The sequence below is a fragment of the Dankookia sp. GCM10030260 genome (assembly GCF_042666655.1).
Lineage (GTDB): Bacteria > Pseudomonadota > Alphaproteobacteria > Acetobacterales > Acetobacteraceae > Paracraurococcus.
Genome location: NZ_JBHTDE010000014.1, coordinates 1 through 22,893, shown reverse-complemented (window position 1 = coordinate 22,893; position 22,893 = coordinate 1). Strand labels below are relative to the sequence as shown.

At 70.8% G+C, this 22,893-nt stretch carries 23 protein-coding genes and 1 pseudogene; 7 read left to right on the top strand and 17 right to left on the bottom strand.

Features of this window, described 5'->3' with window-relative positions; translation table 11 throughout:
* Positions 1 to 49 precede the first annotated feature (49 nt).
* Positions 50 to 667 carry a 30S ribosomal protein S4 gene (gene rpsD / locus ACFQS7_RS26040; RefSeq protein WP_380070066.1) on the bottom strand — a complete coding sequence of 206 codons (618 nt, stop codon included), beginning with the start codon at positions 665 to 667 and terminating at the stop codon, positions 50 to 52.
* Positions 668 to 870: 203 nt separating this feature from the next.
* Between rpsD and ACFQS7_RS26035 the strand changes: the two genes are divergently transcribed.
* Complete coding sequence (locus tag ACFQS7_RS26035; protein WP_380070065.1) at positions 871 to 1,074, top strand: hypothetical protein; 204 nt, start codon at positions 871 to 873, stop codon at positions 1,072 to 1,074.
* A 15-nt stretch (positions 1,075 to 1,089) separates the two neighbouring features.
* On the opposite strand, the gene ACFQS7_RS26030 is transcribed toward ACFQS7_RS26035, so the two are convergent.
* Together ACFQS7_RS26030 and cysS are read right to left on the bottom strand one after the other, a co-directional pair.
* Positions 1,090 to 1,893: an RNA methyltransferase gene (locus tag ACFQS7_RS26030; RefSeq protein WP_380070137.1), complete on the bottom strand. Its 804-nt coding sequence runs from the start codon at positions 1,891 to 1,893 to the stop codon at positions 1,090 to 1,092.
* Positions 1,894 to 2,275: 382 nt separating this feature from the next.
* Positions 2,276 to 3,703, bottom strand: a complete 1,428-nt coding sequence (cysS, locus tag ACFQS7_RS26025) for a cysteine--tRNA ligase (RefSeq protein WP_380070064.1) — start codon at positions 3,701 to 3,703, stop codon at positions 2,276 to 2,278.
* 207 nt (positions 3,704 to 3,910) lie between these two features.
* Between cysS and ACFQS7_RS26020 the strand changes: the two genes are divergently transcribed.
* Positions 3,911 to 4,228 (top strand): hypothetical protein, encoded by a 318-nt coding sequence (locus tag ACFQS7_RS26020; RefSeq protein ID WP_380070063.1) that lies wholly within the window; start codon positions 3,911 to 3,913, stop codon positions 4,226 to 4,228.
* Between the two features lie 20 nt (positions 4,229 to 4,248).
* Here the strand turns inward: ACFQS7_RS26020 and gltX are convergent, their stop codons facing one another.
* From gltX to ACFQS7_RS25990, 6 genes are all read right to left on the bottom strand, one after another.
* Positions 4,249 to 5,583, bottom strand: coding sequence for a glutamate--tRNA ligase (gltX, locus tag ACFQS7_RS26015; RefSeq protein WP_380070062.1), 1,335 nt, complete (start codon positions 5,581 to 5,583; stop codon positions 4,249 to 4,251).
* Positions 5,584 to 5,585: 2 nt separating this feature from the next.
* Positions 5,586 to 5,888 carry a hypothetical protein gene (locus ACFQS7_RS26010; protein WP_380070061.1) on the bottom strand — a complete coding sequence of 101 codons (303 nt, stop codon included), beginning with the start codon at positions 5,886 to 5,888 and terminating at the stop codon, positions 5,586 to 5,588.
* The gene (locus ACFQS7_RS26005; protein ID WP_380070060.1) at positions 5,885 to 6,274 is read right to left on the bottom strand and encodes a hypothetical protein; all 390 of its coding nucleotides are present in this window, start codon (positions 6,272 to 6,274) and stop codon (positions 5,885 to 5,887) included. The genes ACFQS7_RS26010 and ACFQS7_RS26005 overlap by 4 nt, the downstream gene beginning before the upstream one ends.
* A 70-nt stretch (positions 6,275 to 6,344) precedes the next feature.
* The gene (locus ACFQS7_RS26000) at positions 6,345 to 7,205 is read right to left on the bottom strand and encodes a DMT family transporter (RefSeq protein ID WP_380070136.1); all 861 of its coding nucleotides are present in this window, start codon (positions 7,203 to 7,205) and stop codon (positions 6,345 to 6,347) included.
* A 35-nt stretch (positions 7,206 to 7,240) separates the two neighbouring features.
* Positions 7,241 to 8,410, bottom strand: a complete 1,170-nt coding sequence (locus tag ACFQS7_RS25995) for a nicotinate phosphoribosyltransferase (protein ID WP_380070059.1) — start codon at positions 8,408 to 8,410, stop codon at positions 7,241 to 7,243.
* A gap of 18 nt (positions 8,411 to 8,428) precedes the next feature.
* Entirely contained in the window at positions 8,429 to 9,808 is a 1,380-nt protein-coding gene (locus ACFQS7_RS25990) for a class II 3-deoxy-7-phosphoheptulonate synthase (RefSeq protein ID WP_380070058.1), read from the bottom strand.
* Positions 9,809 to 10,240: 432 nt separating this feature from the next.
* Between ACFQS7_RS25990 and ACFQS7_RS25985 the strand changes: the two genes are divergently transcribed.
* Positions 10,241 to 10,711, top strand: a complete 471-nt coding sequence (locus ACFQS7_RS25985) for a DUF302 domain-containing protein (protein ID WP_380070057.1) — start codon at positions 10,241 to 10,243, stop codon at positions 10,709 to 10,711.
* A gap of 23 nt (positions 10,712 to 10,734) precedes the next feature.
* Here ACFQS7_RS25985 and gorA read toward each other — a convergent pair whose 3' ends face one another.
* Together gorA and ACFQS7_RS25975 are read right to left on the bottom strand one after the other, a co-directional pair.
* Positions 10,735 to 12,111 (bottom strand): glutathione-disulfide reductase, encoded by a 1,377-nt coding sequence (gorA, locus tag ACFQS7_RS25980; RefSeq protein WP_380070056.1) that lies wholly within the window; start codon positions 12,109 to 12,111, stop codon positions 10,735 to 10,737.
* 86 nt (positions 12,112 to 12,197) lie between these two features.
* Positions 12,198 to 13,169 (bottom strand): LysR family transcriptional regulator, encoded by a 972-nt coding sequence (locus ACFQS7_RS25975; RefSeq protein WP_380070055.1) that lies wholly within the window; start codon positions 13,167 to 13,169, stop codon positions 12,198 to 12,200.
* A 173-nt stretch (positions 13,170 to 13,342) separates the two neighbouring features.
* Here ACFQS7_RS25975 and ACFQS7_RS25970 point away from each other — a divergent pair, with 173 nt between their 5' ends.
* Both ACFQS7_RS25970 and ACFQS7_RS25965 read left to right on the top strand, forming a co-directional pair.
* Complete coding sequence (locus tag ACFQS7_RS25970; RefSeq protein WP_380070054.1) at positions 13,343 to 14,266, top strand: formylglycine-generating enzyme family protein; 924 nt, start codon at positions 13,343 to 13,345, stop codon at positions 14,264 to 14,266.
* Between the two features lie 14 nt (positions 14,267 to 14,280).
* Entirely contained in the window at positions 14,281 to 15,885 is a 1,605-nt protein-coding gene (locus ACFQS7_RS25965; protein WP_380070053.1) for an arylsulfatase, read from the top strand.
* A gap of 103 nt (positions 15,886 to 15,988) precedes the next feature.
* Here the strand turns inward: ACFQS7_RS25965 and ACFQS7_RS25960 are convergent, their stop codons facing one another.
* Together ACFQS7_RS25960 and ACFQS7_RS25955 are read right to left on the bottom strand one after the other, a co-directional pair.
* Positions 15,989 to 17,221, bottom strand: coding sequence for a YeeE/YedE family protein (locus ACFQS7_RS25960; protein WP_380070052.1), 1,233 nt, complete (start codon positions 17,219 to 17,221; stop codon positions 15,989 to 15,991).
* 161 nt (positions 17,222 to 17,382) lie between these two features.
* Positions 17,383 to 18,861: an NAD-dependent succinate-semialdehyde dehydrogenase gene (locus ACFQS7_RS25955; RefSeq protein ID WP_380070051.1), complete on the bottom strand. Its 1,479-nt coding sequence runs from the start codon at positions 18,859 to 18,861 to the stop codon at positions 17,383 to 17,385.
* Between the two features lie 185 nt (positions 18,862 to 19,046).
* Here ACFQS7_RS25955 and ACFQS7_RS25950 point away from each other — a divergent pair, with 185 nt between their 5' ends.
* Positions 19,047 to 19,982 (top strand): tripartite tricarboxylate transporter substrate binding protein, encoded by a 936-nt coding sequence (locus ACFQS7_RS25950; protein ID WP_380070050.1) that lies wholly within the window; start codon positions 19,047 to 19,049, stop codon positions 19,980 to 19,982.
* Between the two features lie 12 nt (positions 19,983 to 19,994).
* Complete coding sequence (locus tag ACFQS7_RS25945; RefSeq protein ID WP_380070049.1) at positions 19,995 to 20,783, top strand: cyclase family protein; 789 nt, start codon at positions 19,995 to 19,997, stop codon at positions 20,781 to 20,783.
* Between the two features lie 117 nt (positions 20,784 to 20,900).
* Here ACFQS7_RS25945 and ACFQS7_RS25940 read toward each other — a convergent pair whose 3' ends face one another.
* The 4 genes and pseudogenes from ACFQS7_RS25940 to ACFQS7_RS25925 all read right to left on the bottom strand — a co-directional run.
* Positions 20,901 to 21,608: an IS3 family transposase gene (locus ACFQS7_RS25940; RefSeq protein ID WP_380070048.1), complete on the bottom strand. Its 708-nt coding sequence runs from the start codon at positions 21,606 to 21,608 to the stop codon at positions 20,901 to 20,903.
* Positions 21,545 to 21,679: pseudogene (locus ACFQS7_RS25935) on the bottom strand (IS3 family transposase); the annotation flags it as partial. The gene ACFQS7_RS25940 and the pseudogene ACFQS7_RS25935, both read right to left, overlap by 64 nt.
* A gap of 83 nt (positions 21,680 to 21,762) precedes the next feature.
* Positions 21,763 to 22,737 (bottom strand): Bug family tripartite tricarboxylate transporter substrate binding protein, encoded by a 975-nt coding sequence (locus ACFQS7_RS25930; RefSeq protein WP_380070047.1) that lies wholly within the window; start codon positions 22,735 to 22,737, stop codon positions 21,763 to 21,765.
* Positions 22,738 to 22,776: 39 nt separating this feature from the next.
* A partial coding sequence (locus tag ACFQS7_RS25925) for a transposase (RefSeq protein WP_380070135.1) occupies positions 22,777 to 22,893 on the bottom strand: 117 nt, incomplete at its 5' end.

Below are 22,893 nucleotides of genomic sequence, written 5' to 3'. Positions count from 1 at the left end.
CCGGACCCTTGCGGGCCCGGCGTCCGGCAATCCGGGAGGGATCGGCCGTTTAGCGGGAGTAGAACTCGACCACCAGGTTCGGTTCCATCTGCACCGGATACGGCACGTCCGACAGCTTCGGGGCGCGCAGGAAGCGGCCGCGCATCGCGCGGTGATCCACCTCAATGTATTCCGGCACGTCACGTTCGCCGTTCTGCGCCGCGTCGAGCACGCAGGTAAGCTGCTTCGACTTCTCCTTGACCTCAATCGTGTCGGTGTCGCGGACCTGGTAGGACGGGATGTTCAGCCGGCGGCCGTTGATCAGCACATGGCCATGGTTGACGAACTGCCGCGCCGCGAAGGGGGTCAGCGCCAGCTTCATCCGGTAGATGACGGCGTCGAGACGACGCTCCAGCAGCTCGATCAGGTTCTCCGAGGTGTCGCCCTTGCGGCGGACCGCTTCCTCGTAATACTTGCGGAACTGCTTCTCGCCGATGTTGCCGTAGTAGCCCTTCAGCTTCTGCTTCGCCATGAGCTGCACGCCGAAGTCGGTCGGCTTCTGCTTGCGGCGGGCGCCATGCTGACCGGGGATCGTCTCACGCTTGTTGATCGGAGACTTGGCGCGGCCCCAGAGGTTGACGCCGAGGCGGCGGTTGATCTTGTACTTGGATTCGAGACGCTTGGTCATGCGAAGTGTTCGTCCGCCCCCATTCCGGGATGCGGCCTTCTTTGCAGTGTTGTCCCGGTAGGCCCCGGCCCCGCATGGGCCAAGGCGGGCGCATGCCGAACCAAGTTGCCTTGGGGCATGTCCACGTTCCCAGGAAGAGGCGGGGGTGTAGTCGGCGGGAGCCGGCCTTGTCAAACCCGCATTGTGCCGCCTAATCGGCTCCCATGAGCGTGACGCGCGAAGAGATCCTGGTGCTCGGCCTGACGGCCGGGGTGGTGGGCAGCCTGGTGGGCGGGCTGATGCTCGGCGTCGGGCTGGGGCTGGCGGTGCAGGGCGCGCATATCGGCTGGCTGCTGGTCCTGCCGGCGGCGCCGGTGGCGGGACTCCTAGGCTATGTGCTGGCGCGGAAGCTGGCGAAACGGCTGTAGCGCCGCCTGCGGGGCTCAATCCTCTGGCCGGCCACGCCGCATCCGGCCGCGCGACAGTTCCGTCACCACGCCGTGCAGGGTGCGCAACTCCTGCTCGGTCACCTCGCCGCGCTCGAACCAGTGGCGCAGGTTGCGAACCATCCCGGGGCGCTTCGGCAGGTTGTCGAGGAAGCCGGCGGCGTCGAGCTCGGCGGTGAGGCGGCCGAGGAAGCCTTCCAGCTCGCCCTTGGTGGCGACATGGGTCTCGTTGGTCTGCAACTGGCGCGGCGGGGTCGGCTCCGCCACCGTCCACCATTCATAGGCCAGGATCATCACTGCCTGGGCCAGGTTGAGCGACATGTGCTCGGGGTTCAGCGGGTAGCGGACCAGGGTATCGGCGCAGGCGACGTCGTCGTTCTCGAGACCCGCGCGCTCCGGGCCGAACAGCACGGCGGTGCGGAGCCCCCGCCCGTTGATCTCGCGCAGGTCCTCGGCTGCGGCGCGGGCGGTGCGGATCGGCACGACGATATGGCGCGGCCGCGGGCAGGTGGCGAAGACCCGGTGGCAATCGGCGACGGCGGAGGGCACGTCGGGGTAGACCACTGCCGCGTCGAGGATCGGGTCGGCACCGGAGGCGGTGCGCCAGGCGCGGTCCTGCGGCCAGCCGTCGCGCGGCGCGACCAGGCGCAGATGGAAGAGCCCGCCATTGGCCATGGCGCGGGCGACCGAGCCGATATTCTCCGCCAGTTGCGGCCGGACCAGGACGACGATGGGGCTCTCGCCCGGGGCCGGGTGCAGGTCGGCGGAGGGCTTGCCGCCACGGGTCCAGGCTTCCGGCATCAGCCGGTGCGCGCCGAGGCCGAAGGCCAGCGCCGGCCGGAGCCGCCAGGTGCCCTCCCCTGCCGGCTCGGCCAGCAGCGCCAGCGGATCGGCCGGCGGGTCGGTCTCCATCGCCGCCGCGAGTTCGACGGCGAGCGCCCGGTAGGCCGCGATCGGCTGCCCCGTCCGTTCGGCCAGCGCGGCTTCGGTCGCGGTGCAATCCGGCGCGTCGAGATGCGCCCGCAGCCAGGCCCGCTTCGGGTCGGTCAGCGCGATCCGCTTGATGGCATCCAGCCAATCCTCGGGCGAGGCAGTCAAACCGGCGCGTCCTAGACTCAGAGAAAACGGTGAGTGGGGGTCCGGGGGAGAGAGGTGCCCTCTCTCCCCCGGTCTTGCTTGTGGCTCACGCCCGCCGCCAGGTGGTCCCCTGCGGCCCATCCTCCAGCAGGATCCCCTTGGCCTTCAGCGCGTCGCGGATGCGGTCCGCCGCGGCGAAGTCACGGCCCTTCCGCGCCGCCAGCCGGTCGGCGATCGCCTGGTCCACCCAGGCGGTATCCTCGCCCCCTTGCAGCCATTCCTGCGGCGCCGCCTGGCACAAACCCAAAACCGCGGCCGCGTCGCGGAAGGCCGCGGCGGCCAGGCCGGCGACCACCGGCCAGGGCTTGCCAATCCGGTGCAGCACGGTGGCGGCCGAGCCGCCGACGCTGGCGACGTTCTCCAGCGTCCGCAGGTCGCGCAGCCGGCCGAGGGCGAGCGGGGTATTGAGGTCGTCGCGCAGCGGCTCCAGCACCCATTCGGCCATCTCGGCCTGCACGTCCATCATCTCGGGCGGCGGCACGGCGCGGGCCAGCATGGCATAGTGGTCGTCGAGTTCGGCCTTGGCCTCGTCGAGCCCGGCGAAGGTGAAGTCGAGGTCCGAGCGGTAATGCGTGCGCAGCAGCACCAGCCGGAAGGCCTCGCCTGCCCAGGCGCCGCGTTCCAGGATGTCCCGCACGGTGAGGAAATTGCCGAGCGACTTCGACATCTTCTCCCCGTCGACGCGGAGCATGCCGTTGTGCAGCCAGTACCTCGCCATGGCGGCGGTGCCGAAGGCGCAGCGGGATTGCGCCACCTCGTTCTCATGGTGCGGGAAGAGCAGGTCCTGCCCGCCGCCATGGATGTCGAAGACCTCGCCCAACGCCTTCCAGGACATGGCGGAGCATTCGATATGCCAGCCGGGACGGCCGCGGCCCCAGGGGCTGTCCCAACCCGGCTGTTCCGGAGTGCTCGGCTTCCACAGCACGAAGTCGCCGGCGTCGCGCTTGTAGGGCGCGACCTCGATCCGGGCGCCGGCCAGCATCTCCTCCTGGTTGCGGCCCGAAAGCAAGCCGTATTCGGGGAAGGACGCGACGCTGAACAGCACGTGGCCCTCGGCGGCATAGGCATGGCCGTTGCCGATCAGCCGCTCGATCAGGGCGACCATCGGGGCGATACTGTCGGTGGCGCGGGGTTCCTGGTCCGGCGGCAGGGCGCCGAGGGCGGCCATGTCGCGGTGGAAGTCGGCCGTGGTGCGGGCGGTGATGGCACCGATCGGCTCGCCGGTCTCGAGGCTGCGGGCGGTGATCTTGTCCTCGACATCGGTGATGTTGCGGACATAGGTGACCCGCGGATAGATCCGCCGCAGCACCCGGGCCAGCAGGTCGAAGACCACCACCGGGCGCGCATTGCCCAGATGCGCCAGGTCATAGACCGTCGGTCCGCAGACATAGAGCCGGACATGGCTGGGATCGATGGGCGCGAAGGTCTCGCGCGTGCGGGTCAGGCTGTTGTGCAGCGTCAGGTCGAAGGTCATCACGGCGCATCCATAGTCCGGTCGCGGGCAGAACGCATCATCGGCCACACCTGCGGCGGGCGTTCAGCGGCAACAAGGCGGGGCGGTGACCATTCCGCACCATGCCCAAGCGGCGACGAGGATGCCACCGGATTGCGAGATCCCGTTGGGGGAACCTCCCGGGGCGAAGGGCCTTCTGGCTATCCACCACACGGGAGAAAAATAGCCATGCTCCGCAAACTCGCCATCGGCCTCGTCGCCACCAGCCTCATCGCCGGCCCGGCGCTCGCCCAGCGGGACGGCACGCCCGGCAACCCGCCGAGCACCGCCACCCAGCGTACCCTCGACCGCGCCACCGGCAGCGCGCCGACCCCAGCCGACGGCACCCGCGGCAACCCGCCCGGCACCGCCGCCGGCCGCGCCATCGACCGCGCCACCGGGTCCAACACCACCGGCGCCAACCCGGGCACCGGCACCGGCACCAGCCGTGCGCCGATGAAGGACGCGCCGCGCGGCACCACCGGTACCACCACGCCGATGCGTTGAGGCCGCAGGCGGTCGCCGGCTCAGCCGGCGGCCGCCACCTTCAGCCGTAGCGCCACCTTCTCCGGCCCGATCAGCGGCAGCAGCGCCTTCATCTCCGGCCCGTGATCCTCGCCGGTCAGGGCGAGGCGCAGCGGCTGGAACAGCGGCTTGCCCTTGCGGCCGGTCGCCTCCTTGACCGCGCCGGTCCAGGCGCCCCAGGTCGTCTCGTCCCAGGGCGCCGGCGGCAGCACGGCCAGGGCGGCGCGGAGATATTCCTCCTCGCCTTCCTGCGGCGGCGGGACCAGGGTGCCACGCACCACCTCGAACCACGGCTTCGCCTCGGACAGCAGGTCGAGGTTGCCGCGGATGGCCTTCCACCAGGCCTCGTCGGCGCCCTCGGGCAGTAGCGCCCGGACACTCTCGAAGCTGGCGTGGTGCAGATGCTTGCGGTTCAGCGCCAGCAGCTGCTGGACATCGAAGCGGGCGGCGGATTTCGAGATGGCTGCGAGCCTGAAGCCGGCCACCAGGTCGCGCGGCATCCCCGCCGCCGGGTCCTGCGCGGTGCCGAGGGCCGCGAGATAGCCGGCAAGCGCCGCCGGTTCCACCCCATCCTTGCGCAGCTGCCGCAGCGAGAGCGAGCCCAGGCGCTTCGACAGCGGCCCGCCATCGGCATCGGTCAGCAGCGGCAGGTGGATGAAGCGGAGCTTGTCGGCATTGCCGCCCAGCGCTTCCCAGAGGTCGATCTGCACGCCGGTATTGGTGACGTGGTCCTCGCCGCGGACGATGTGGGTGACCCCGCTCTCGAGATCGTCCACCACGCTGGTGAAGGTATAGAGCGGCGTACCGTCGGCGCGCAGCAGGACGGGATCCGACAGGCTGGGCAGCTTCACGACGCGCGGGCCGAGCACGCCGTCCAACCACTTGACCTCCCACATGTTCAGCTTGAGGCGCCAATGCGGCCGCTTGCCGTTGGCCAGGGCGCGGTCGTACTGCTCCTTCGTCATCTTCAGCGCACCGCGGTCATAGATCGGCGGGCGCTTCTGGCGGAGCTGCTGCTCGCGCTTGTAGCGCAGCTCCTCCTCCGACTCGAAGCAGGGGTAGAGCCGGCCGGAGGCCTTCAGCTTCTCCGCCGCCGCCGCATAGAGCGGCATGCGGTCGGACTGGCGGAAGTGCTCGTCCCAGTCGAGGCCGAGCCAGCGCAGGTCCTCCTCCAGCGCCTCGGCGTATTCGGACTTGCTGCGCTCGGAATCGGTGTCGTCGAGGCGCAGCAGAACCTGGCCGCCGAGTTGCCGGGCGAGCAGCCAGTTGACCAGCGCGACGCGGGCATTGCCGACATGCAGGTAGCCCGTGGGGGATGGGGCGAAGCGGAGTTTCACGGTCAGGGCTCCAGCACGGCGTAGTCGGTGTCCTGCTTCCGCGCGGCAGGGTGGGCGATGCAGTGGCTGACCCAGGCGGCGCGGTCGAAGCCGGGCGTTTCGGCATACTCGCCCCAGCGGTCGTACATCTCGGCCAATTCGGCGGGGGACTTGGCCTCGCGGCGGAGGTCCTCGACCTGGGCACGGACGAAGCGGCGGGCGTATTCCTGGGCGGCCTCGGCCGAGGCGAAGCCGGTGACCAGCCATTCCTCCTCCGGGTCGCCCTCGTCGGCGAAGTCGCCGCAGCGGACGCTGTGGCGGCTCATTCCTCCTCCTCCGCGGCCTCGTCGTCCGCATCGCGACGCGGGTCGAGCGCACGCCAATTGCGGTCCTCGGCATTGCCAGGGGGACGGGCGGCAAAGTCGTTCAGCTCGGCGGCGCTGCGCCAGGCCTGCTCGGCACCGCCGACCACCTCGGCATCCTCGCCATAGGCGAACCAGGCGGCGATCACCGCGTCCGGCCGCATGCCGCGGGTGCGGCAACGCTCCATGCTGTCCCGGACGTAGCGGCGGGCGAAGCTGTTGGCGTGCTCCAAGGTGAGGAATCCGCCGATGGTCTCGACCGGATCGGCGCCGTTGCCGCCCGAGAGGTCCATGATGCGGACGGAAAATCCGCCCGGGGGGCTGAACAGGCCGGAATCGAAGGCGCTCATGGGATGGGTCCGCGGATCATTGGGGCAGCCATAACGCCGCGGGCGGCGGAACGCACGCATCCGGCGCGGCTCAGCCCGGCCGGTCGGGCCGCAGCACCGCCAGGGCCAGCCCGGCGCAGACCACGCCGACCGCCAGCAGGCCCAGGGGCGACAGCGCCTCCCCCAGCAGCGGCCAGGCGAGCAGCGCGGCCAGGCCAGGCACCGCGGCGCCGATCATGGTGGTCGGGCCCGGCCCCAGCAAGGCGACGCAGCGGGTGTAGAAGACGCCGGCCAGCAGGACCGAGCCGATGCCATGAAAGGCCGCCTGGGTGACGACCGCCGCCCAGGAGGCCTGGGCGAGGCTGGAGGGCAGCAGGAAATACCAGACCGGCAGGTAGACCGGCCCGGTCAGCAGGGCGACGGTCAGCGTCGCCTCGATCGCCCGCAGCCGCCAGCGCTGCACCAGCAGGGTATAGACTGCCCAGCCGGTGACGGCGGTAAGGAACAGCAGCGTCCCGGTCCAGGCACCCGCGAAGGCGCCGGCCGTGGCGCGGCCCAGCAGCAGGCAGCCGGCGGCGACGATGGCCAGGCTCGCCGCCCGCCAGGGGCCGATCCGCCCCTGCCCCATCGCCACGCTCAGCAGCGCCGCCGCCACCGGCAGCCCGGCCGCCATCACGGTGGAGCCCTGCGCCGCCGGCGCCAGCTGGTAGCCGGCATAGGCGCACAAGGGGAAGCAGAGCCCGGCGAAGACGATGATGGCCGGCCAGCGCCGCGGCGGGATGCGCGGCAGGCCGAACCAGGCCAGCAGCGGCAGGGCGGCGAGGAAGGCGCCGCCGAAACGCAGCGCCGCCACGTCCCAGGGGGTCAGCCCCTGCCGCACCGTCAGCCGCGACATCAGGTGGAAGCTGACCCAGATGCAGAGCAGGCCAAGCCCGCAGGTCCAGCCGGCCAGCCGGTCGCGCCGCTGCGCCGCTTCCGCCGGGACGCTCAGCCCGGATGGCCCCCGTTCTTCTTGCGGTCGGTATTGCGACGCAGCAGGAATTCGCGGCCGACCTTCACCCGGGCCTCGCCGTCATAGGCGACGATGTCGGCGGTGGCATAGGTTTCCGACCAGACATCGGGGATGAAGCTGCCGGTGCCGACCACGTCGATCGGCGCCCTGGCATCGGCCATCACGCGGCATTTCTGCACGTTGAAGCCCGAGGACGCGACGATCCGCACCTTGGGGAAGCCTGCCTCGTCCAAGGCTTCCCGCATCCGCCAGATGGCGCTGGCGGAGACGCCGGTGCCGACCAGGTGGCGCAGCTCGGTCTCCGACCGGTAGCGGCGGATGGCGCCGGGGGCGTGGCGTTCCAGCACGGCATAGCTCTCGGCCGGATCGAGCCCTTCGAGGAAGCGGCCGCCATGGGTGTCGAGCCGGACGGCAAGCTTGCCCGCCGCGGCCAGGTCGGGGAAGCGGCGGCAGACCGCGATGCCGTCGGTCACCTCCCTGCCGAAATAATCCACCAAGACGGTAAGGTTCTCCTCCGGGAAGGCTTCCTGGAACATCTCGGCGGCGCGGAGCGTCGTCCCGGCATAGCCGATCAGGGCATGCGGCATGGTCCCGTAGCCGCGCGCCGCGCCGAACCAGTGGGCGGTGGCATCGGTGGCGTTGCCGATGAAGCCGCGCGCCCCTTCCTTGGCAGCGGCGCCGCCGCCGACGCTGGCGGCATAGGCCATCATGTTGGCCATCTCGGCGCCGGCGCAGTGCCGCGCATCCATCGCCAGGAAGGATACCTCCGGCAGCTCGACGCACATCTGGTAGGCATTGTGCGCGGCGACGCAGGGCGGGCCCAGCTTCTGCAGGTACAAAGTCTCGAGGTCCGAGAGCTCGACGAAGGAGCCGGTGAGGTAGAGCAGCGGGTCGCCGGCACCGACCCAGGTGCCCTCGGGGTGCATCAGCTCGATCTCGAAGCGCGTGCCGCGTTCCCGCGCCACGCCTTCAAGGAATTCCACCGCCAGCCGGGGTGCACTGACCACCGGGCGACGGAGGAAGACCGCATAGGTGACGCGGACATCGCCGAAGCGCTGCACGATCGCCCTGGTGCGGTTGAAATAGGCGTCGGTGCGGGCGGAGATCGCCGCATCCGATGGCCCTGCCGGCGGCGATCCGTCCATGTCTTGTCCCCCCTTCGCCTATTCGGCCGCCCGGGCGGGCAGCACCGGTGCGGCGACGCGCCGGGCCTTCAGTTCCTCCGCGATCAGGAAGGCCAGTTCCAGCGACTGCTCGGCATTCAGCCGCGGGTCGCAGAAGGTCTGGTAGCGGAGCGCCAGGTCGGCTTCGGAGAGTTTATGCGCGCCGCCGAGGCATTCGGTGACCTCCTGGCCGGTCATTTCGACGTGCACGCCACCAGGCTGGGTGCCCTCCGCGGCATGGGCGTCGAAGAAATGGCGGACCTCGGTGAGGATCGCATCGAAGGGCCGGGTCTTGTAGGCGCCGACGCTGGTGGTGTTGCCGTGCATCGGGTCGGACAGCCAGACCACGTTGCGGCCGGCTCGCTTCACCGCCCGCAGCAGGGGGGGAAGCTTGGCCTCCAGCTTATCGGCGCCCATGCGGGAGATGAGGGTCAGCCGGCCCATCTCGTTCCCGGGGTTCAGCACCTCGGTCAGCCGGACCAGGTCATCGGGGTCGGAGCTCGGGCCGACCTTGAGGCCGATCGGGTTCTTCACCCCGCGCAGGAATTCGACATGCGCGCCGTCCAGTTGCCGGGTGCGGTCGCCGATCCAGAGAAAGTGGGCCGAGCAGGCATAGTGGTCGCCGCTGGTGGAATCGACCCGGGTCAGCGCCTGCTCGTAACCAAGCAGCAGGCTTTCGTGCGAGGTATAGAAATCCGTCTCCCGCACCTGCGGCAGGTCGGACATGCCGCAGGCCTGCATGAAGCCCAGCGTCTCGTCGATGCGGGAGGCAAGGTCGGCATAGCGGGCGGCCAGCGGGCTGCGCTCGACGAAGCCGAGGTTCCAGCGGTGCACCTGGTGCAGGTCGGCGTAGCCGCCGGTGGCGAAGGCGCGCAGCAGGTTCAGCGTGCCGGCCGACTGCATATAGGCGAATTCCATCCGCGCCGGGTCCGGCACGCGGGCGGCGGCGGTGAAGTCCGGGCCGTTGACGATGTCGCCGCGGTAGGACGGCAAGGTGACGCCGTCCTTGGTCTCGCTGTCCGAGGACCGCGGCTTGGCAAACTGCCCGGCCATGCGGCCGAGCTTCACCACCGGGGTGCCGCCGCCGAAGGTCAGCACCACCGCCATCTGCAGCAGCACCCGGAAGGTGTCGCGGATGATGTTGGCGGTGAAGTCGGAGAAGCTCTCGGCGCAGTCGCCGCCCTGCAGCACGAAGGCCTGGCCGTTGCCGGCCTTCGCAAGGGCGGCCTTCAGCCGGCGCGCCTCGCCGGCGAAGACGAGCGGCGGCCATTGCGCGAGGCGGGCCTCGGCCTCGGCCAGCTTCGCTTGATCGGGATAATCGGGAACCTGCCGGATCGGCATGTCCCGCCAGCTTCCGGGGTGCCACCCGCGCGCGGTCATTGAGGCGTTTCCTAAGTCAAAGGGCGGGGAGCCTAGCCCAGCCGCACGCCGAGGTGAACCCGGCAAAGGCAGGCCGCAGTCTCGGGTCTGCCATTCCGCCGCCGCAGGGAGCCGGCGGCCCGACCGGCACCCCGGACGACCAACTGCGTCCGATGCCTGGATCGCGCGGGCCCGCGATGCCGCAACCTCCCGCACGGCACCGCCAGGCTCGCGGCGGCGTGCTCGCTGCGGGCGGTCGCTGCATGGGAGGATGCCACGCATGTTCGAAGGCTTGGCGCACCGGGCCGCGCAGCAACCGGTCGGCCCGCCCTCGGCGACAGGATCAGGGAATTCAAGCCCATGTCCCGCACCACCGCCCTGCCTGCCGCCACCGGAGCCGCTTCGGCGCAAGGGCCGGCTTCCTGCGGCCATGCCATGCGAAGACCTGCGGTCATGCGCCGGGGATGTCTCGTCGCCGCGGCGCTTGCAGCCCTGGCATCGGGCCTGCCGGCCCGGGCCCAACCGGTGGGGCTGGTCACCCGGCCCAGCGCGCATCCGCCGCGCGCAACGCTCGACCGCTTCGCCGCCGCGGTGCGCGAGGCCGGCTGGATCGTCTTCACCGAGGTCGACCACGCCGCCGCCGCGCGCGAGGCCGGCCTCGCGCTGCGGGCGCGGACCGTGGTGCTGTTCGGCAACCCGCGCGCCGGCACGCCGGGCATTGCGGCCAACCCGACCCTGGCCATCGACCTGCCGATGCGCGTGCTGGTCTGGGAGGACGACCAGGGCCGCACCATGGTCACTCGCAGCACCGGGGTGGACATCGCCGAGCGGGTCTTTGCCCGCCACGGCGTCGGCATCCCGCCCGAAGCCCAGCGCGCCACCGATACCCTGCTGGAAACGCTGGTCCGCAAGGCCGCGGATTAGCCCGGCCGGCTCTGGCCCCGCGGCTACTCCGCCGCCGCCCGCACGCCGGCTTCCCGCGTCCGGGTCCGCATGGTCACGAACTCCTCCGCCGCCGTCGGATGGATGCCGATGGTGCGGTCGAAATCCTGCTTGGTCAGCCCGGCCGCCACTGCGATGCCGATGCCCTGCATGATCTCGGCGCTGTCCTCGCCCAGCATATGGGCGCCGAGCATCCGCTGGGTCTCCTGGCAGACCACCAGCTTCATGAGAGATTTCCGCCCCGGCCGCTTGCTGATGGTGTGGCGCATCGGGGTGAAGGAGGCGAGGTAGATGTCGACCGGGCCGAGCAGCGCCGCATCCGCCTCCGTCAGCCCCACCGTGCCGATCGGCGGCGAGGTGAAGACCGCGGTGGGGACGTTCAGGTAGCTGGCCTTGCGGGGGTTCTTCCCAAAAAGGGTATCGGCCAGGGCATGGCCGACCGCGGTCGCCATCGGCGTCAGGTTCAGCGTGTCGGTGACGTCGCCGATCGCCCAGATGTTCGGCGCGGTGGTGCGGTGCTCCTCGTCCACCTCGACCGCGCCCTTCTCGGTGCACATGACGCCGGCGGCATCCAGCTTCAGCCCGCCGGTGTTGGGCACCCGCCCGGTGGCGAACAGCACCGCATCGGCCTCGACCGCTGCGCCGCCCAGCAGCGACAGCCGCAGATGGTCGCCCTGGCGGTCCAGCCGGGCCGGGTGGTGGCCGACATGCTGGCGGATGCCCTGGGCGTCCAGCGCCTCCTTCAGCGCCACGCGGATATCCGCGTCGAACCCCCGCAGCGGCAGGTCGGCGCGGTAGACGAGGTCGACCTCGGCACCGAGGCCGCGGAAGACGCAGGCGAATTCGAGCGCGATATAGCCGCTGCCGACCACGGTCAGGCGCTTCGGCACCTGCTGCAGGTCGAAGATGTCATCCGACAGCATCCCGAGCTCGTCGCCCGGCAGGCCGGGCCGCACCGCGCGGCCGCCGACCGCGATGACGATCTTCTCCGCGGTTACCCGCTGGCCGCCGACATCGAGCGTATGCGCGTCGATGAAGGTGGCGCGTGCGTCGAAGCTGGTGCAGCCGACGCCGGCGAGCAGCCGGCCGTAGATGCCGTTCAGCCGGGCGACCTCGGCATCCCGCGCGCGGGCCAGGACCGAGAGGTCGAAGCCGGTCTTCTCCACGGTCCAGCCGAAGGCCGCGGCGTCCTCGGCCCATTGGCCGTATTCGGCGGCGTTCACCATGATCTTCTTGGGCACGCAGCCGACATTGACGCAGGTGCCGCCCCAGAAGCGCTCCTCGGCGACGGCCACGCGGGCGCCGTGGGTCGCGGCGATGCGGGCGCAGCGCACGCCGGCGGAGCCGCCGCCGATGACGAAGAGATCGAAGTCGTAGGCCATGAGGGTCGCCTTTCCGCCGCCGGCCAGTGCCGGTCCTTGCCCCCTATATGCGACGGCCGGGGAGGAAAGGGTACCCGGCCGGCTGATCAGGCCGCGGGCTCGAAGCCATGCGCCGCGAGGAAGCGCCGGCCGCGCCGGGCGGCGTCCGCATCCGCAGTCCGCAGCAGGTCGAGGAAGGCCGCCTCGGCGTGGGAGGGCTGGTGGTTGTGCAGTCGCAGGATGCCGAGCTGCGCCTCCATCCAGGGCGCCCGCCAGGGCAGCGCCACCACCTGCCCGGCCGCGATCGCCGCCTCGGCCAGGACGATCGTGGTGCCCGCCACGGCGTTGGAGGCCTGTACCGCCATGATCGCTGCGGCCGGGCTTTCCAGCATAATGGCGGGGAAGGCGGGATGCGGCTGCCCTGCCTGCCTTGCCTGCTCGCGCGCCAGGACCAGTGGTTGCTGGATGCGGCGCGGTGCCCGGCCGAGGAAGACGAAGGGCGAGGCCATGATGCGCGCCAGGTCGAGCGGCTCCCCCGGCGCGGCCAGCGGATGGCCCGGCCGCACCAGGAAGACCGCCGGCATCGGGTGCAGCCGCTCGACCTGCAGATCAGGCGCCTCGCCGAGGTCGCCGAGATCGGCGATGCCGATCGCCGCCTCACGCTCCCGCACGCTGCGCGGAACCTCGGCCCAGTTCGCCGTGGCGAGGCGAAGCCGGATGTTGGGATACAGATCCACCATGCGGGCGGCGGCCGTCACCGCGATGGATTCGGCGGAATAGCCGCCGGCGCTGATCGACAGCGTCTGCACCTGGAGACCGCGGACCTCCGCCAGATGCCGGTCGAGCCGCTCCAGCCGGTCGAGGATCTCCCCGGCCTCCGCCAGCAGGGCGCGGCAGAGATCGGTCGGCACCACGCCGCGCCGGCTGCGCTCGAACAGCGGGCCGCGCAGCCGGGCTTCCAGGCCGGCCAGGCCGCGGGTCAGCGCCGGCTGCCCCATCGCCAGCACCCGGGCGGCGCGGGCCAGGCTGCCATGCTCGGCGATGGCGCGGACCAGGACCAGGTCGCGGGTTTTCAGCATATGCCTTTCCAGGAAGAATAAGCTGCCACAACGGCATTGGTAACATCCGACCCGGCGGCGCCATAGTCCCACCGCCCGCGTCGTGCCGGCGGCGGGTCAGGGAGGAGCATCCGGTGCAGTCGAGCGAGGATGGGGTCGCGCCCCCTGTCGCGCCATTGGTCGCGCCCCTGGGCATGCGGCCGGTCCCGGGCGGCCGCTTCACCATGGGATCCGACCGCCACTACCCGGAGGAACGCCCGGCGCACGCCGCCCGGGTCGACGGCTTCTGGATGGATGCCACCACCGTCACCAATGCCGAATATGCCCGCTTCGTCGACGCCACCGGCTACCGCACGGTGGCCGAGCGGCCACTGGATGCGGCGCTGTACCCGGGCGCCGATCCGGCGATGCTGGTCCCCGGCGCCCTGGTCTTCCGCATGACCGACGGGCCGGTCGATACCCGCGACGTCACCAACTGGTGGCACTGGACCCCCGGCGCCTGCTGGCACCGACCGGAAGGCCCCGGCAGCGGGGTCGAGGGCCGGGCGAACCACCCGGTGGTGCAGGTCGCCTACGAGGACGCCGAGGCCTATGCCGCCTGGGCCGGCAAGGCGCTGCCAACCGAGGCGGAATGGGAATACGCCGCGCGCGGCGGGCTGGAGGCCCGCGAATTCGTCTGGGGCGACGAGCTGGCGCCGGGCGGAGTCCAACAGGCGAATACCTGGCAGGGCCCCTTCCCCTGGCGCAATTTCGCCCTTGACGGCTTCGAGCGAACCGCCCCAGTCGGCTCCTACGCCCCGAACGGCTATGGGCTGCACGACATGGCCGGCAATGTCTGGCAGTGGACCACCGACTGGTTCGCCGCCCGGCATGCCGCGGACCCTGCCAAGCCCTGCTGCGCGCCGGACAATCCGCGCGGACCGGCGATGGAGGGCAGCTTCGATCCCGCCCAGCCGGCCATCCGCATCCCCCGCAAGGTGGTCAAGGGCGGGTCCTTCCTATGCGCGCCGAGCTACTGCCGGCGCTACCGCCCTGCCGCGCGCCACGCCCAGATGGTTGACACCGGCATGAGCCATATCGGCTTCCGCTGCGTGCTCCGCCGCCCGACCGAACCCTGAGGAGACGCACGGCAATGAGCAAAGGACGTTCGCGCCGCGACATGCTGCTGGGCGGCAGCGCGGCCATGGCCATGGCAACCGCCGGCGCCACGCAGCTGGCCCAGGCGCAACCGCGCCCGGCGGCGCCCGCCCCGGCCGGCGCCGCGCGGCGGCCCAATATCGTGGTCATCTGGGGCGACGATGTCGGCTACTGGAACCTCAGCCACAACAACCGCGGCATGATGGGCTTCCGCACGCCCAACATCGACCGGATCTTCCAGGAAGGCATGACCTTCACCGACTACTACGCCGAGCAATCCTGCACCGCCGGGCGGTCCGCCTTCATCACCGGCCAGTCCACCGTCCGCACCGGCCTGTCCAAGGTCGGCCTGCCCGGCGCCGAGGCGGGGATGCGGCCCGAGGACCCGACCATCGCCCGCATCCTCAAGGGCATGGGCTACGCCACCGGCCAATTCGGCAAGAACCATCTCGGCGACCGCGACGAACACCTGCCGACGATGCACGGCTTCGACGAGTATTTCGGCAGCCTCTACCACCTCAACGCGTCGGAGGAACCGGAGAACGTCGACTACCCGAAGAACCCGGAGTTCCTGAAGCGCTTCGGCCCGCGCGGCGTGCTGAACACCCGCGCCAACCCCGACGGCAGCCAGACCATCGAGGACACCGGTCCCCTCACCCGCAAGCGGATGGAGACGATCGACGACGAGATCCTGGCCAGGACCACCGATTTCATCAAGCGGAAGGCCGGCGGCACCGAGCCCTTCTTCGTCTGGCACAACGCGACGCGGATGCATTTCCGCACCCATGTCCCGGAGAGCTACAAGGGCAAGTCGGGCCTCAGCTTCTATGCCGACGGCATGCTGCAGCACGACGACCATGTCGGCGCCATCCTGAAGCAACTTGACGACCTGGGTCTGGCGAACGACACCATCGTCATCTACGGCACCGACAACGGCCCGCACTACAATGCCTGGCCGGATGCCGGCATCACCCCCTTCCGGTCGGAGAAGAACTCCAACTGGGAAGGCGCCTTCCGGGTGCCCTTCGCGATCCGCTGGCCGGGCCGCGTCGCGCCCAGCAGCGTCAGCAACCAGATCGTCTCCAACCTCGACTGGTTTCCCACCCTGGTCGCCGCCGCCGGCGAGGCCGACATCAAGGCCAGGCTGCTGGCCGGCTTCACCACCCAGGGGCGGACCTACAAGGTGCATCTGGACGGCTACAACATCCTGCCGATGCTGACCGGCCAGACCACGGAAAGCCCGCGCAAGGAGTTCTTCTACTTCAACGACGACGGCCAGATGGTGGCGATGCGCTACGAACGCTGGAAGGTGGTCTTCCTGGAGCAGCGGGCGCATGGCTTCGGCGTCTGGCAGGACCCCTTCGTGCCGCTGCGCGCGCCGAAGCTGCTGGACCTGCGCATGGATCCCTTCGAACGCGCCGACACCGACAGCAACACCTACAACGACTGGTACATGGACCGGATATTCCTGCTGATCCCGGCCCAGGCCATGGCGAAGCGGTTCTACGAGACCTTCAAGGAATTCCCGCCCCGCCAGCGGCCGGACGCCTTCAACCTGGATGCCGTGCTGCGCAGCATGGAACAGGCCGGCAGCCGCTGACCCCCTGGCCCTAGCCGCCGGCACCGGCCAGGCGGCGGGTGCCATGCCAGCGAGACCGGACGGAGACCGGGGAGGCGATGTCCTCCCCGCTCCGCCGGATGCCTCAGCAGCCGGTCTGCCGCGGCACCCGCTCCACCTCCAGCCCGAAGAGCGGCCGCAGCCGGGTGCCGATGATGCTGCCGGCGAAGGCCGCCGCCAGCCAGACCCAGCCATGCAGGCTGCCGGAGGCGATGCCGGAGAAATAGGCGCCGATGTTGCAGCCATAGGCCAGCCGCGCGCCGTAGCCGAGCATGACGCCGCCGATCACCGCCGCCAGCGCCGAGCGCAGCGGCACCCGCAGGCTCGGCGAGAACCGCCCCGCCAGGGCGGCGGCCAGCAGCGCGCCCAGCACGATGCCGAAATCCATCACCGAGGTGACGTCGTTCAGCAGGCTGCCGGACAGCGCGGCCTGGCCCTGCGACGTGGACCAGTAGGGCCAGCCAGCCGCATCGATGCCGACCGCCATGGCGGCCTTGGAGCCCCAGAGGGCGAAGGCCGAGGTGATGCCCCAGGGCTTCCCGGCCAGCGCCAGGGTGGCGAAATTGAGCAGCGCCAGCGCCACCGCCCCGGCCACTACCGGCCAGGGGCCGCGCAGGACCCGCGCCAGCCCTTGCCGCGGCGCCGGCCGCGCCGCGGCCGGCGCGCCGTGCCGCCGGCGCTCCAGCCATAGCGTGCCGGCGGCGATCAGCGCGAAGAGCAGGAGGTTGGCCGCCAATGCCGGCGCCACGCCCCAGGCCTTCACCAGGGAGACGGGGGCCAGGTGCCACTGCGCCGCCCACCAGTGGAAATGCGCCGCGCCGAGCGCCGAGCCGGCGATGAAGGCCGCGAGCGTGAGCAGCATCCGCACCGAGCCGCCGCCCACCGTGTAGAGCGTGCCGGAGGCGCAGCCGCCGCCGATCTGCATGCCGATGCCGAAGACGAAGGCGCCGAAGAGCAGCGAGATGCCGATCGGCGAGACATTGCCGGTGACCGGCTGGCCGAAAAGCGAGCCGGCCGAGAGCGCGGGGAAGAACAGCAGCACGGCGATGGCCAGCATGACCATCTGCGCCCGCAGCCCCTCCCCCCGGCGGTCGGCGATGAAGACCCGCCAGGCGGAGGTGAAGCCGAAGGCGGCGTGGTACAGCACGAGGCCAAGCGCCGCGCCCAGCAGGTACAGCAATGCCTGCCGCGGGCTGACCGCCTGGCCAATCGCCAGCGCGCCGAGGACCAGCAGCGCGCCGGCGCCGAGCGCGGCCGGGGAGTTGATACCGGCCGGCCGCGCCGGGGATGGCGCGGCGCCGAGGGTTGTGGCGGACATGCCGAAAGGACCTTCCTGATCAGGACCGGGACGCACCGTGCCCCGCTCAGGTCCATTTGCGGCGGCAGGCCACCCGATTCACCATCTCTGGCCGCGCGCTCTGGGCAATTCCGCCATCGGGTGCGGACATGCCTTCGAACCACGCGCGCCGGTCGGGGATATCAGGTGCCGATGCCGCCGATCGCCAGGTATTTCACCTCGAGATATTCTTCGATCCCGTAATGGCTGCCCTCGCGCCCGAGGCCGCTTTCCTTGACCCCGCCGAAGGGCGCCACCTCGGTGCTGATCAGCCCTTCGTTGATGCCGATCATGCCGCTCTCGATCGCCTCCGCCACGCGGAAGATCCGGCCGATGTCGCGGGCGTAGAAATAGGCCGCGAGGCCGAAGGGCGTGTCGTTGGCGAGCGCGATCGCCTCCTCCTCGGTCTTGAAGCGGAACAGCGGCGCGACCGGGCCGAAGGTCTCCTCGGTGAAGATCATCGCGTCGTGCGGGACATTGGCCAGGATGGTCGGCTGGAAGAAATTGCCGCCACGGGCGTCCCGCTTGCCGCCGGTGACGATGCTGGCGCCCTTCGCCGTGGCGTCGGCGATGTGCTCCTCGACCTTCTTCACCGCATCGGTGTTGATCAGCGGGCCTTGCGTGACGCCGGGTTCCATCCCGTCGCCGACCTTCAGGGCTTCCACTGCCACCTTCAGCTTGGCGGCGAAGGCGTCGTAGACCCCGTCCTGCACCAGCAGCCGGTTGGCGCAGACGCAGGTCTGCCCGGTGTTGCGGTACTTGCTGGCCATGGCGCCCTGCACCGCGGCGTCGAGATCGGCATCGTCGAAGACGATGAAGGGCGCGTTGCCGCCCAATTCCATGCTGGTCTTCTTGATGGTCGGCGCGCATTGCGCCAGCAGCAGCCGGCCGACATCGGTGGAGCCGGTGAAGGTCAGCTTGCGCACCAGCGGGTTGGAGGTGAGTTCCTTGCCCGTCTCGCCCGACGGGCCGGTGATGACGTTGCAGACGCCGGCCGGCATGCCGGCGCGCTCGGCCAGCACGGCGATCGCCAGGGCGCTGAACGGCGTCTGGCTGGCCGGGCGGATGACGCCGGTGCAGCCGGCGGCCCAGCCGGGGCCGGTCTTGCGGGTGATCATCGCCGCCGGGAAGTTCCACGGCGTGATGGCGGCGAAGACGCCGATCGGCTCCTTGGTCACGATGACCCGGCGGCCCTTGGCATTCTGCGGGATGGTGTCGCCATAGACCCGCTTGCCCTCCTCGGCGAACCATTCGAGGAAGCTGGCGGCATAGGCGATCTCGCCCTTGCTCTCGGCCAGCGGCTTGCCCTGCTCGGCGGTCATGATGGCGGCAAGGTCGTCGGTATTGGCGAGCATCAGCTCGAACAGCTTGCGCAGGATGACCGCGCGGTCCTTCGCCAGCATGGCGCGCCAGCCCTTCTGCGCGGCATGCGCCGCCTCGATGGCGCGGCGGGTCTCGGCGGCGCCCATGGCGGGGACGCGGCCGACAAGGGTCCCGGTCGAGGGATTGCGGACCTCCAGCGTCTTGCCGCTATCGGCCTGCACCCATTCGCCGTTGATGCAATTGGCCTGGCGGAAGAGCTCGGGGTCCTTCAGCGGCAGGCTCGTGATGGCGTCCAGCATGGCCGGTCTCCTTCCTTGGTTTCCCGCAAGATAGGACGTGCCGCGGGCGATGTCAGGGGCGACCCACTTCCGCGGCGCCGGACCCTGGCCTAGCCTGCCCGCAACGAAGCCGGAGGAACGCCATGCGCGGAGGAGAGTCGCGCGTCGTCGCGCGCGGAAGGCCGCGGGATATCGCGTGCGGAAGCATGCTGCGCCTCGCCGCGCTGGCGTTGCTGCTGCCGATGGCGGCCGCGGCCTTCCCCGATCGCCCGGTCACCGTCATCAACCCCTATGCCACCGGCAGCCAGGCCGATGCCACTGCCCGCGCCCTGTCGGAGGGCCTCGCGGCGCAGCTCGGCCAGCCGGTGGTGGTGACGAACCGGGAGGGCGGCTCGGGCGTCGTCGGCCTGCGCGTGCTGGCGGCCAGCCCGCCGGACGGCCATACGCTGGCATTCTCCGCCCTGGTGCCGCTGACCATCCAGCCGCATTTGGTGCGCAACACCGGGCTCGGCCCGGACGCCGTCGCCCCGGTCTGCAACGTCACCGAGAACATCCTCGGCGTCATGGTCCGCGCGGACGGCCCTTGGCGGTCCTTGCCGGAGATGGTCGCCACGGCGCGGCTGCGACCGGTGACCTATGGCTCGCCCGGGCCGAATTCGGCGCCCTCCATCGGGATCGAGCGCATCCGCACAGCCGCCGGCGGCGAGTATGTCCACGTCCCCTTCCGCGGTGACGCCGCCTCGCTGCTCGAGGTGAAGGCCGGGCGGCTGGATGCGGCAGCGATCGTCGTCGCCTCCGGCGTGCCGATGACGCGCGCCGGGGAGATGCGGCTGATCGGCACCTTCTCGCTCCGCCGCCACCCGGAATTCCCCGAGGTGCCGACCGCCCGGGAACAGGGAATCGAGGCGGTCGAGCTCTCGGCCGCCGGCCTCTTCGCCCCGCGCGGCACGCCGGAGCCGGTGCTCGCCCGGCTGGAGGCCGCCTGCCAGGCCGCCATGGCGACCGAGGGCTTCCGGCTGCTGACCCAGCGCTGGGCGTTGCTGCCGGAATATCTCGGCCGCGCCGACTTCGCCCGGCGCCTGTCCGACCACTTCGCCGACCATGCCGAGGTGCTGCGCGCGCTCGGCGTGCAGCCGCAATAGAGGAGCCGCGCCATGGCCCGCCGCATCGTCGACATCTCGGTCGCGCTCAAGCAGGGGATCAGGTCCGACCCGCCCTGGGCGCTGCCGCAGATCGACTACCACGACCATCGGATGACCGCGCCGCCGATCGCGGACTACTTCGACATCCGCCAGGACCAGCTGCCGGAAGGCAATTACGCGGCGCGCGAGCAGGCGCGGATCTCAACCCATGCCGGCACGCATCTCGACAGTCCCTACCACTTCTTCCCGCGCCAGGACGAAGCCCTGGTGCCCGGCGGGCGGCCGTCGATGCGGATCGACGAGGTGCCGCTCGACTGGTGCTTCCAGCCCGGGGTGAAGCTGGATTTCCGCGCCCTGCCGGACGGCTACACGGTGCAGCCGGACGACGTGGCGAAGGAGCTGGACCGCATCGGCCATGTGCTCAAGCCGCTCGAGATCGTCATGGTCAATACCCGCGCCGGCAGCCGCTACGGGGAGGACGACTACATCGATGTCGGCTGCGGCATGGGAAAGGCGGCGACGCTGTACCTGCTGGAGCGCGGCATCCGGGTCTGCGGCACCGATGCCTGGTCCTGGGATATCCCGTTCAGCGTCACCAAGGCGCGGCTGGCGGAGGGCGCCTCCCCCGACATCATCTGGGAGGGCCATCGGGCCGGGCGCGAGATCGGCTACTGCCACATGGAGAAGCTGCACAACCTGGAAGCCCTGCCGGCGGACGGCTTCATGGTCGCCTGCTTCCCGGTGAAGGTGCACCGCGCCTCGGCCGGCTGGACGCGGGCGGTGGCGATCTTCGAGGAATAGGACGCGGATCGCGCGGCCGGACCTGCCGGCAGGCCGGCTTGCCGGGCGTGACGGCAATCGTTCCACTCGCGGAAAAGAAGGCCCGGAGGAAACCCATGACCACGCATCGCGCCCTGCTCAGCGCGGCCTTTCCCCGCTGCCACGGAGAGCATTCCATGCGGCTGACGCAGCCGCATGGAATGCTGCCGCCTTCTGCTTCGCCGTGAGACGGCCCAGGGCCGAATGCAAGCCGCGTCGGTTGTACCAGCCCTCGAGGAACTGGACTATGCCAGCCCTGGCTTCGTCACGCGTCAGGCAGTCGTGCTGCTCGACGAATTCGCCTTTCAACGTGGCATGCAAGCTCTCCATCGGCGCGTTGTCCCAGCGATCGCCCTTGCGGCTCATCGAGCACAGCATGCCGTGCTGCTGCAGCCGCTTGCGGTCCCGACGCGCTGCGAATTGCACCCCGTGGTCCGCGTGGTGGATCAAGCCTGCCGCCGGGCGGTGCGGCACAACCGCGTCCCGCAGCGCCGCCAAGGCCAGGGCATGGTACAGCTGATCACGGGTCGACCAGCCGACCTCACGGCGAGCGAACAGGTCGATGACGACGGCGAGGTAAAGCCAGCCCTCCTTCGTCCGGATGGAGGAGATGTCGGCCGCCCGTGTCTCATCGGGACCTGCCGCCGTGAATTCCTGATCCAACAGGCCCGGTGCCACCGGCCAGACATGGTGGCTGTCGGTCGTCCGCTCGAACCGACGCTTCTGCCGCGCCTGAGCCGATTCCGGCGCATCAGGCGTGCTGTCGGGCGGCGACCGACGGTCGGACCGCCATCGCGCAACTCGCATGTCAGCCGCGGACTGCCATGGGTGCGGTTCGGCAGCGCGAAGGCCGGCCGGACCTGTGCCAGCAGCACCATGCCGTGGTGCGGCTGGCGGCAGGCGGGACACCGGACTGGTCAGGTTGTGATCGCGTCTCGATCCTACCTAGCTCGGTTCGTCCTCAGCCAAGCCGCAGCCCGATGCTGCGGATCAGCGCGCCCCAGCGCTCGCGTTCGGCGGCGATCATGGCGCTGAACTCGGCCGGCTGGTTGCCACGCAGCTCGGCGCCCTGGGCCACCATCTGCTCGCCCAGCCGCGCCCCTGCCAAGGCGGCATGCGTGGCGGCCACCACCCGGGCCATGACCGGCGCCGGAATGCCGGCCGGCGCGAACAGCCCGTACCAATAGGGCTGGGCAATGTCCGGGTAGCCCGCCTCGGCGAAGGTCGGCACCGCCGGCAGCACCGGGACGCGGCGTTCGCCGGTGACCGCGAGAGCGCGCAGGTCGCCGTCGCGCACCAGCCCGACATAGGCGGCGACGCCGTCGAAGGTCATGGCCACGTCGCCGCGCATCAGCATCTGCTGCGCCGCCGGCGTGCCGCGGTAGGCCACGTCGAGCAGGTCGATGCCGGTCGCCTGTTTCAGCCGCTCGCCCGACAGATGCGCGACCAGCCCGACATTGGCGGCATAGGGCATCGGCTGCGGCAGCGCACGGGCATAGGCGACCAGCTCGGCCACCGTGCGCACCGGCAGCTTGGGGTCGGCATACAGCGCGAGTTGGCCGCGCATCAGCAGCGTCAGCGGCTGGAACTGCTCCAGCCGGAACGGCAGGGTGGCGAACAGATGCGGCGTGACGCAGAAGGTGGAGGAGGAGGTCAGCAGCAGCGTGTAGCCGTCCGGCCGCTGCTGCGAGACGTGTTCCGCCGCCACCACGCTTGCCGCGCCGACGCGGTTGTCGACCACCACGGGCTGGCCGAGTTCCGCCTGCAGCACCGGCGCCAGGGCGCGGGCCAGGATGTCGGGCTCGCTGCCGGCGGTGAAGGCCACCACCAGACGGATGGGCCGGGTCGGCCAGGCCTCCTGCGCCCCGGCCCGCGGCGCGAGCAACCCTGCCAAGGCCAGCCCGGCCAGGGCGCGGCGCCCCTGCGCATGCTGCATGTGTCTTCCTCCCCGCATCCGCCGCGATGCTAGGGCCTGTTAGCTCCTGAGCCAATCGAAGGTGGCAGCGAGGGATAGGACGCCGAGGAATGATCGGGCGGTTTTCTCGTAGCGGGTGGCCACGGCGCGCCATTCCTTGAGGCGCGCCCAGAGGTT

What these genes read in the sequence shown, in the direction of transcription:
- ACFQS7_RS26005 (WP_380070060.1), bottom strand. Translation starts at nt 6,274, where the DNA reads ATGAGCGCCTTCGATTCCGGCCTGTTCAGCCCCCCGGGCGGATTTTCC.
- ACFQS7_RS26010 (WP_380070061.1), bottom strand. Translation starts at nt 5,888, where the DNA reads ATGAGCCGCCACAGCGTCCGCTGCGGCGACTTCGCCGACGAGGGCGAC.
- ACFQS7_RS25960 (WP_380070052.1), bottom strand. Translation starts at nt 17,221, where the DNA reads ATGTCCGCCACAACCCTCGGCGCCGCGCCATCCCCGGCGCGGCCGGCC.
- ACFQS7_RS26030 (WP_380070137.1), bottom strand. Translation starts at nt 1,893, where the DNA reads ATGCCGGAAGCCTGGACCCGTGGCGGCAAGCCCTCCGCCGACCTGCAC.
- ACFQS7_RS26035 (WP_380070065.1), top strand. Translation starts at nt 871, where the DNA reads ATGAGCGTGACGCGCGAAGAGATCCTGGTGCTCGGCCTGACGGCCGGG.
- ACFQS7_RS25995 (WP_380070059.1), bottom strand. Translation starts at nt 8,410, where the DNA reads ATGGACGGATCGCCGCCGGCAGGGCCATCGGATGCGGCGATCTCCGCC.
- ACFQS7_RS25965 (WP_380070053.1), top strand. Translation starts at nt 14,281, where the DNA reads ATGAGCAAAGGACGTTCGCGCCGCGACATGCTGCTGGGCGGCAGCGCG.
- ACFQS7_RS25940 (WP_380070048.1), bottom strand. Translation starts at nt 21,608, where the DNA reads ATGCGAGTTGCGCGATGGCGGTCCGACCGTCGGTCGCCGCCCGACAGC.
- ACFQS7_RS25945 (WP_380070049.1), top strand. Translation starts at nt 19,995, where the DNA reads ATGGCCCGCCGCATCGTCGACATCTCGGTCGCGCTCAAGCAGGGGATC.
- ACFQS7_RS25955 (WP_380070051.1), bottom strand. Translation starts at nt 18,861, where the DNA reads ATGCTGGACGCCATCACGAGCCTGCCGCTGAAGGACCCCGAGCTCTTC.
- ACFQS7_RS25985 (WP_380070057.1), top strand. Translation starts at nt 10,241, where the DNA reads ATGCGCCGGGGATGTCTCGTCGCCGCGGCGCTTGCAGCCCTGGCATCG.
- ACFQS7_RS25975 (WP_380070055.1), bottom strand. Translation starts at nt 13,169, where the DNA reads ATGCTGAAAACCCGCGACCTGGTCCTGGTCCGCGCCATCGCCGAGCAT.
- cysS (WP_380070064.1), bottom strand. Translation starts at nt 3,703, where the DNA reads ATGACCTTCGACCTGACGCTGCACAACAGCCTGACCCGCACGCGCGAG.
- gorA (WP_380070056.1), bottom strand. Translation starts at nt 12,111, where the DNA reads ATGGCCTACGACTTCGATCTCTTCGTCATCGGCGGCGGCTCCGCCGGC.
- ACFQS7_RS26020 (WP_380070063.1), top strand. Translation starts at nt 3,911, where the DNA reads ATGCTCCGCAAACTCGCCATCGGCCTCGTCGCCACCAGCCTCATCGCC.
- ACFQS7_RS25970 (WP_380070054.1), top strand. Translation starts at nt 13,343, where the DNA reads ATGCGGCCGGTCCCGGGCGGCCGCTTCACCATGGGATCCGACCGCCAC.
- rpsD (WP_380070066.1), bottom strand. Translation starts at nt 667, where the DNA reads ATGACCAAGCGTCTCGAATCCAAGTACAAGATCAACCGCCGCCTCGGC.
- ACFQS7_RS25950 (WP_380070050.1), top strand. Translation starts at nt 19,047, where the DNA reads ATGCTGCGCCTCGCCGCGCTGGCGTTGCTGCTGCCGATGGCGGCCGCG.
- ACFQS7_RS25930 (WP_380070047.1), bottom strand. Translation starts at nt 22,737, where the DNA reads ATGCAGCATGCGCAGGGGCGCCGCGCCCTGGCCGGGCTGGCCTTGGCA.
- ACFQS7_RS25990 (WP_380070058.1), bottom strand. Translation starts at nt 9,808, where the DNA reads ATGACCGCGCGCGGGTGGCACCCCGGAAGCTGGCGGGACATGCCGATC.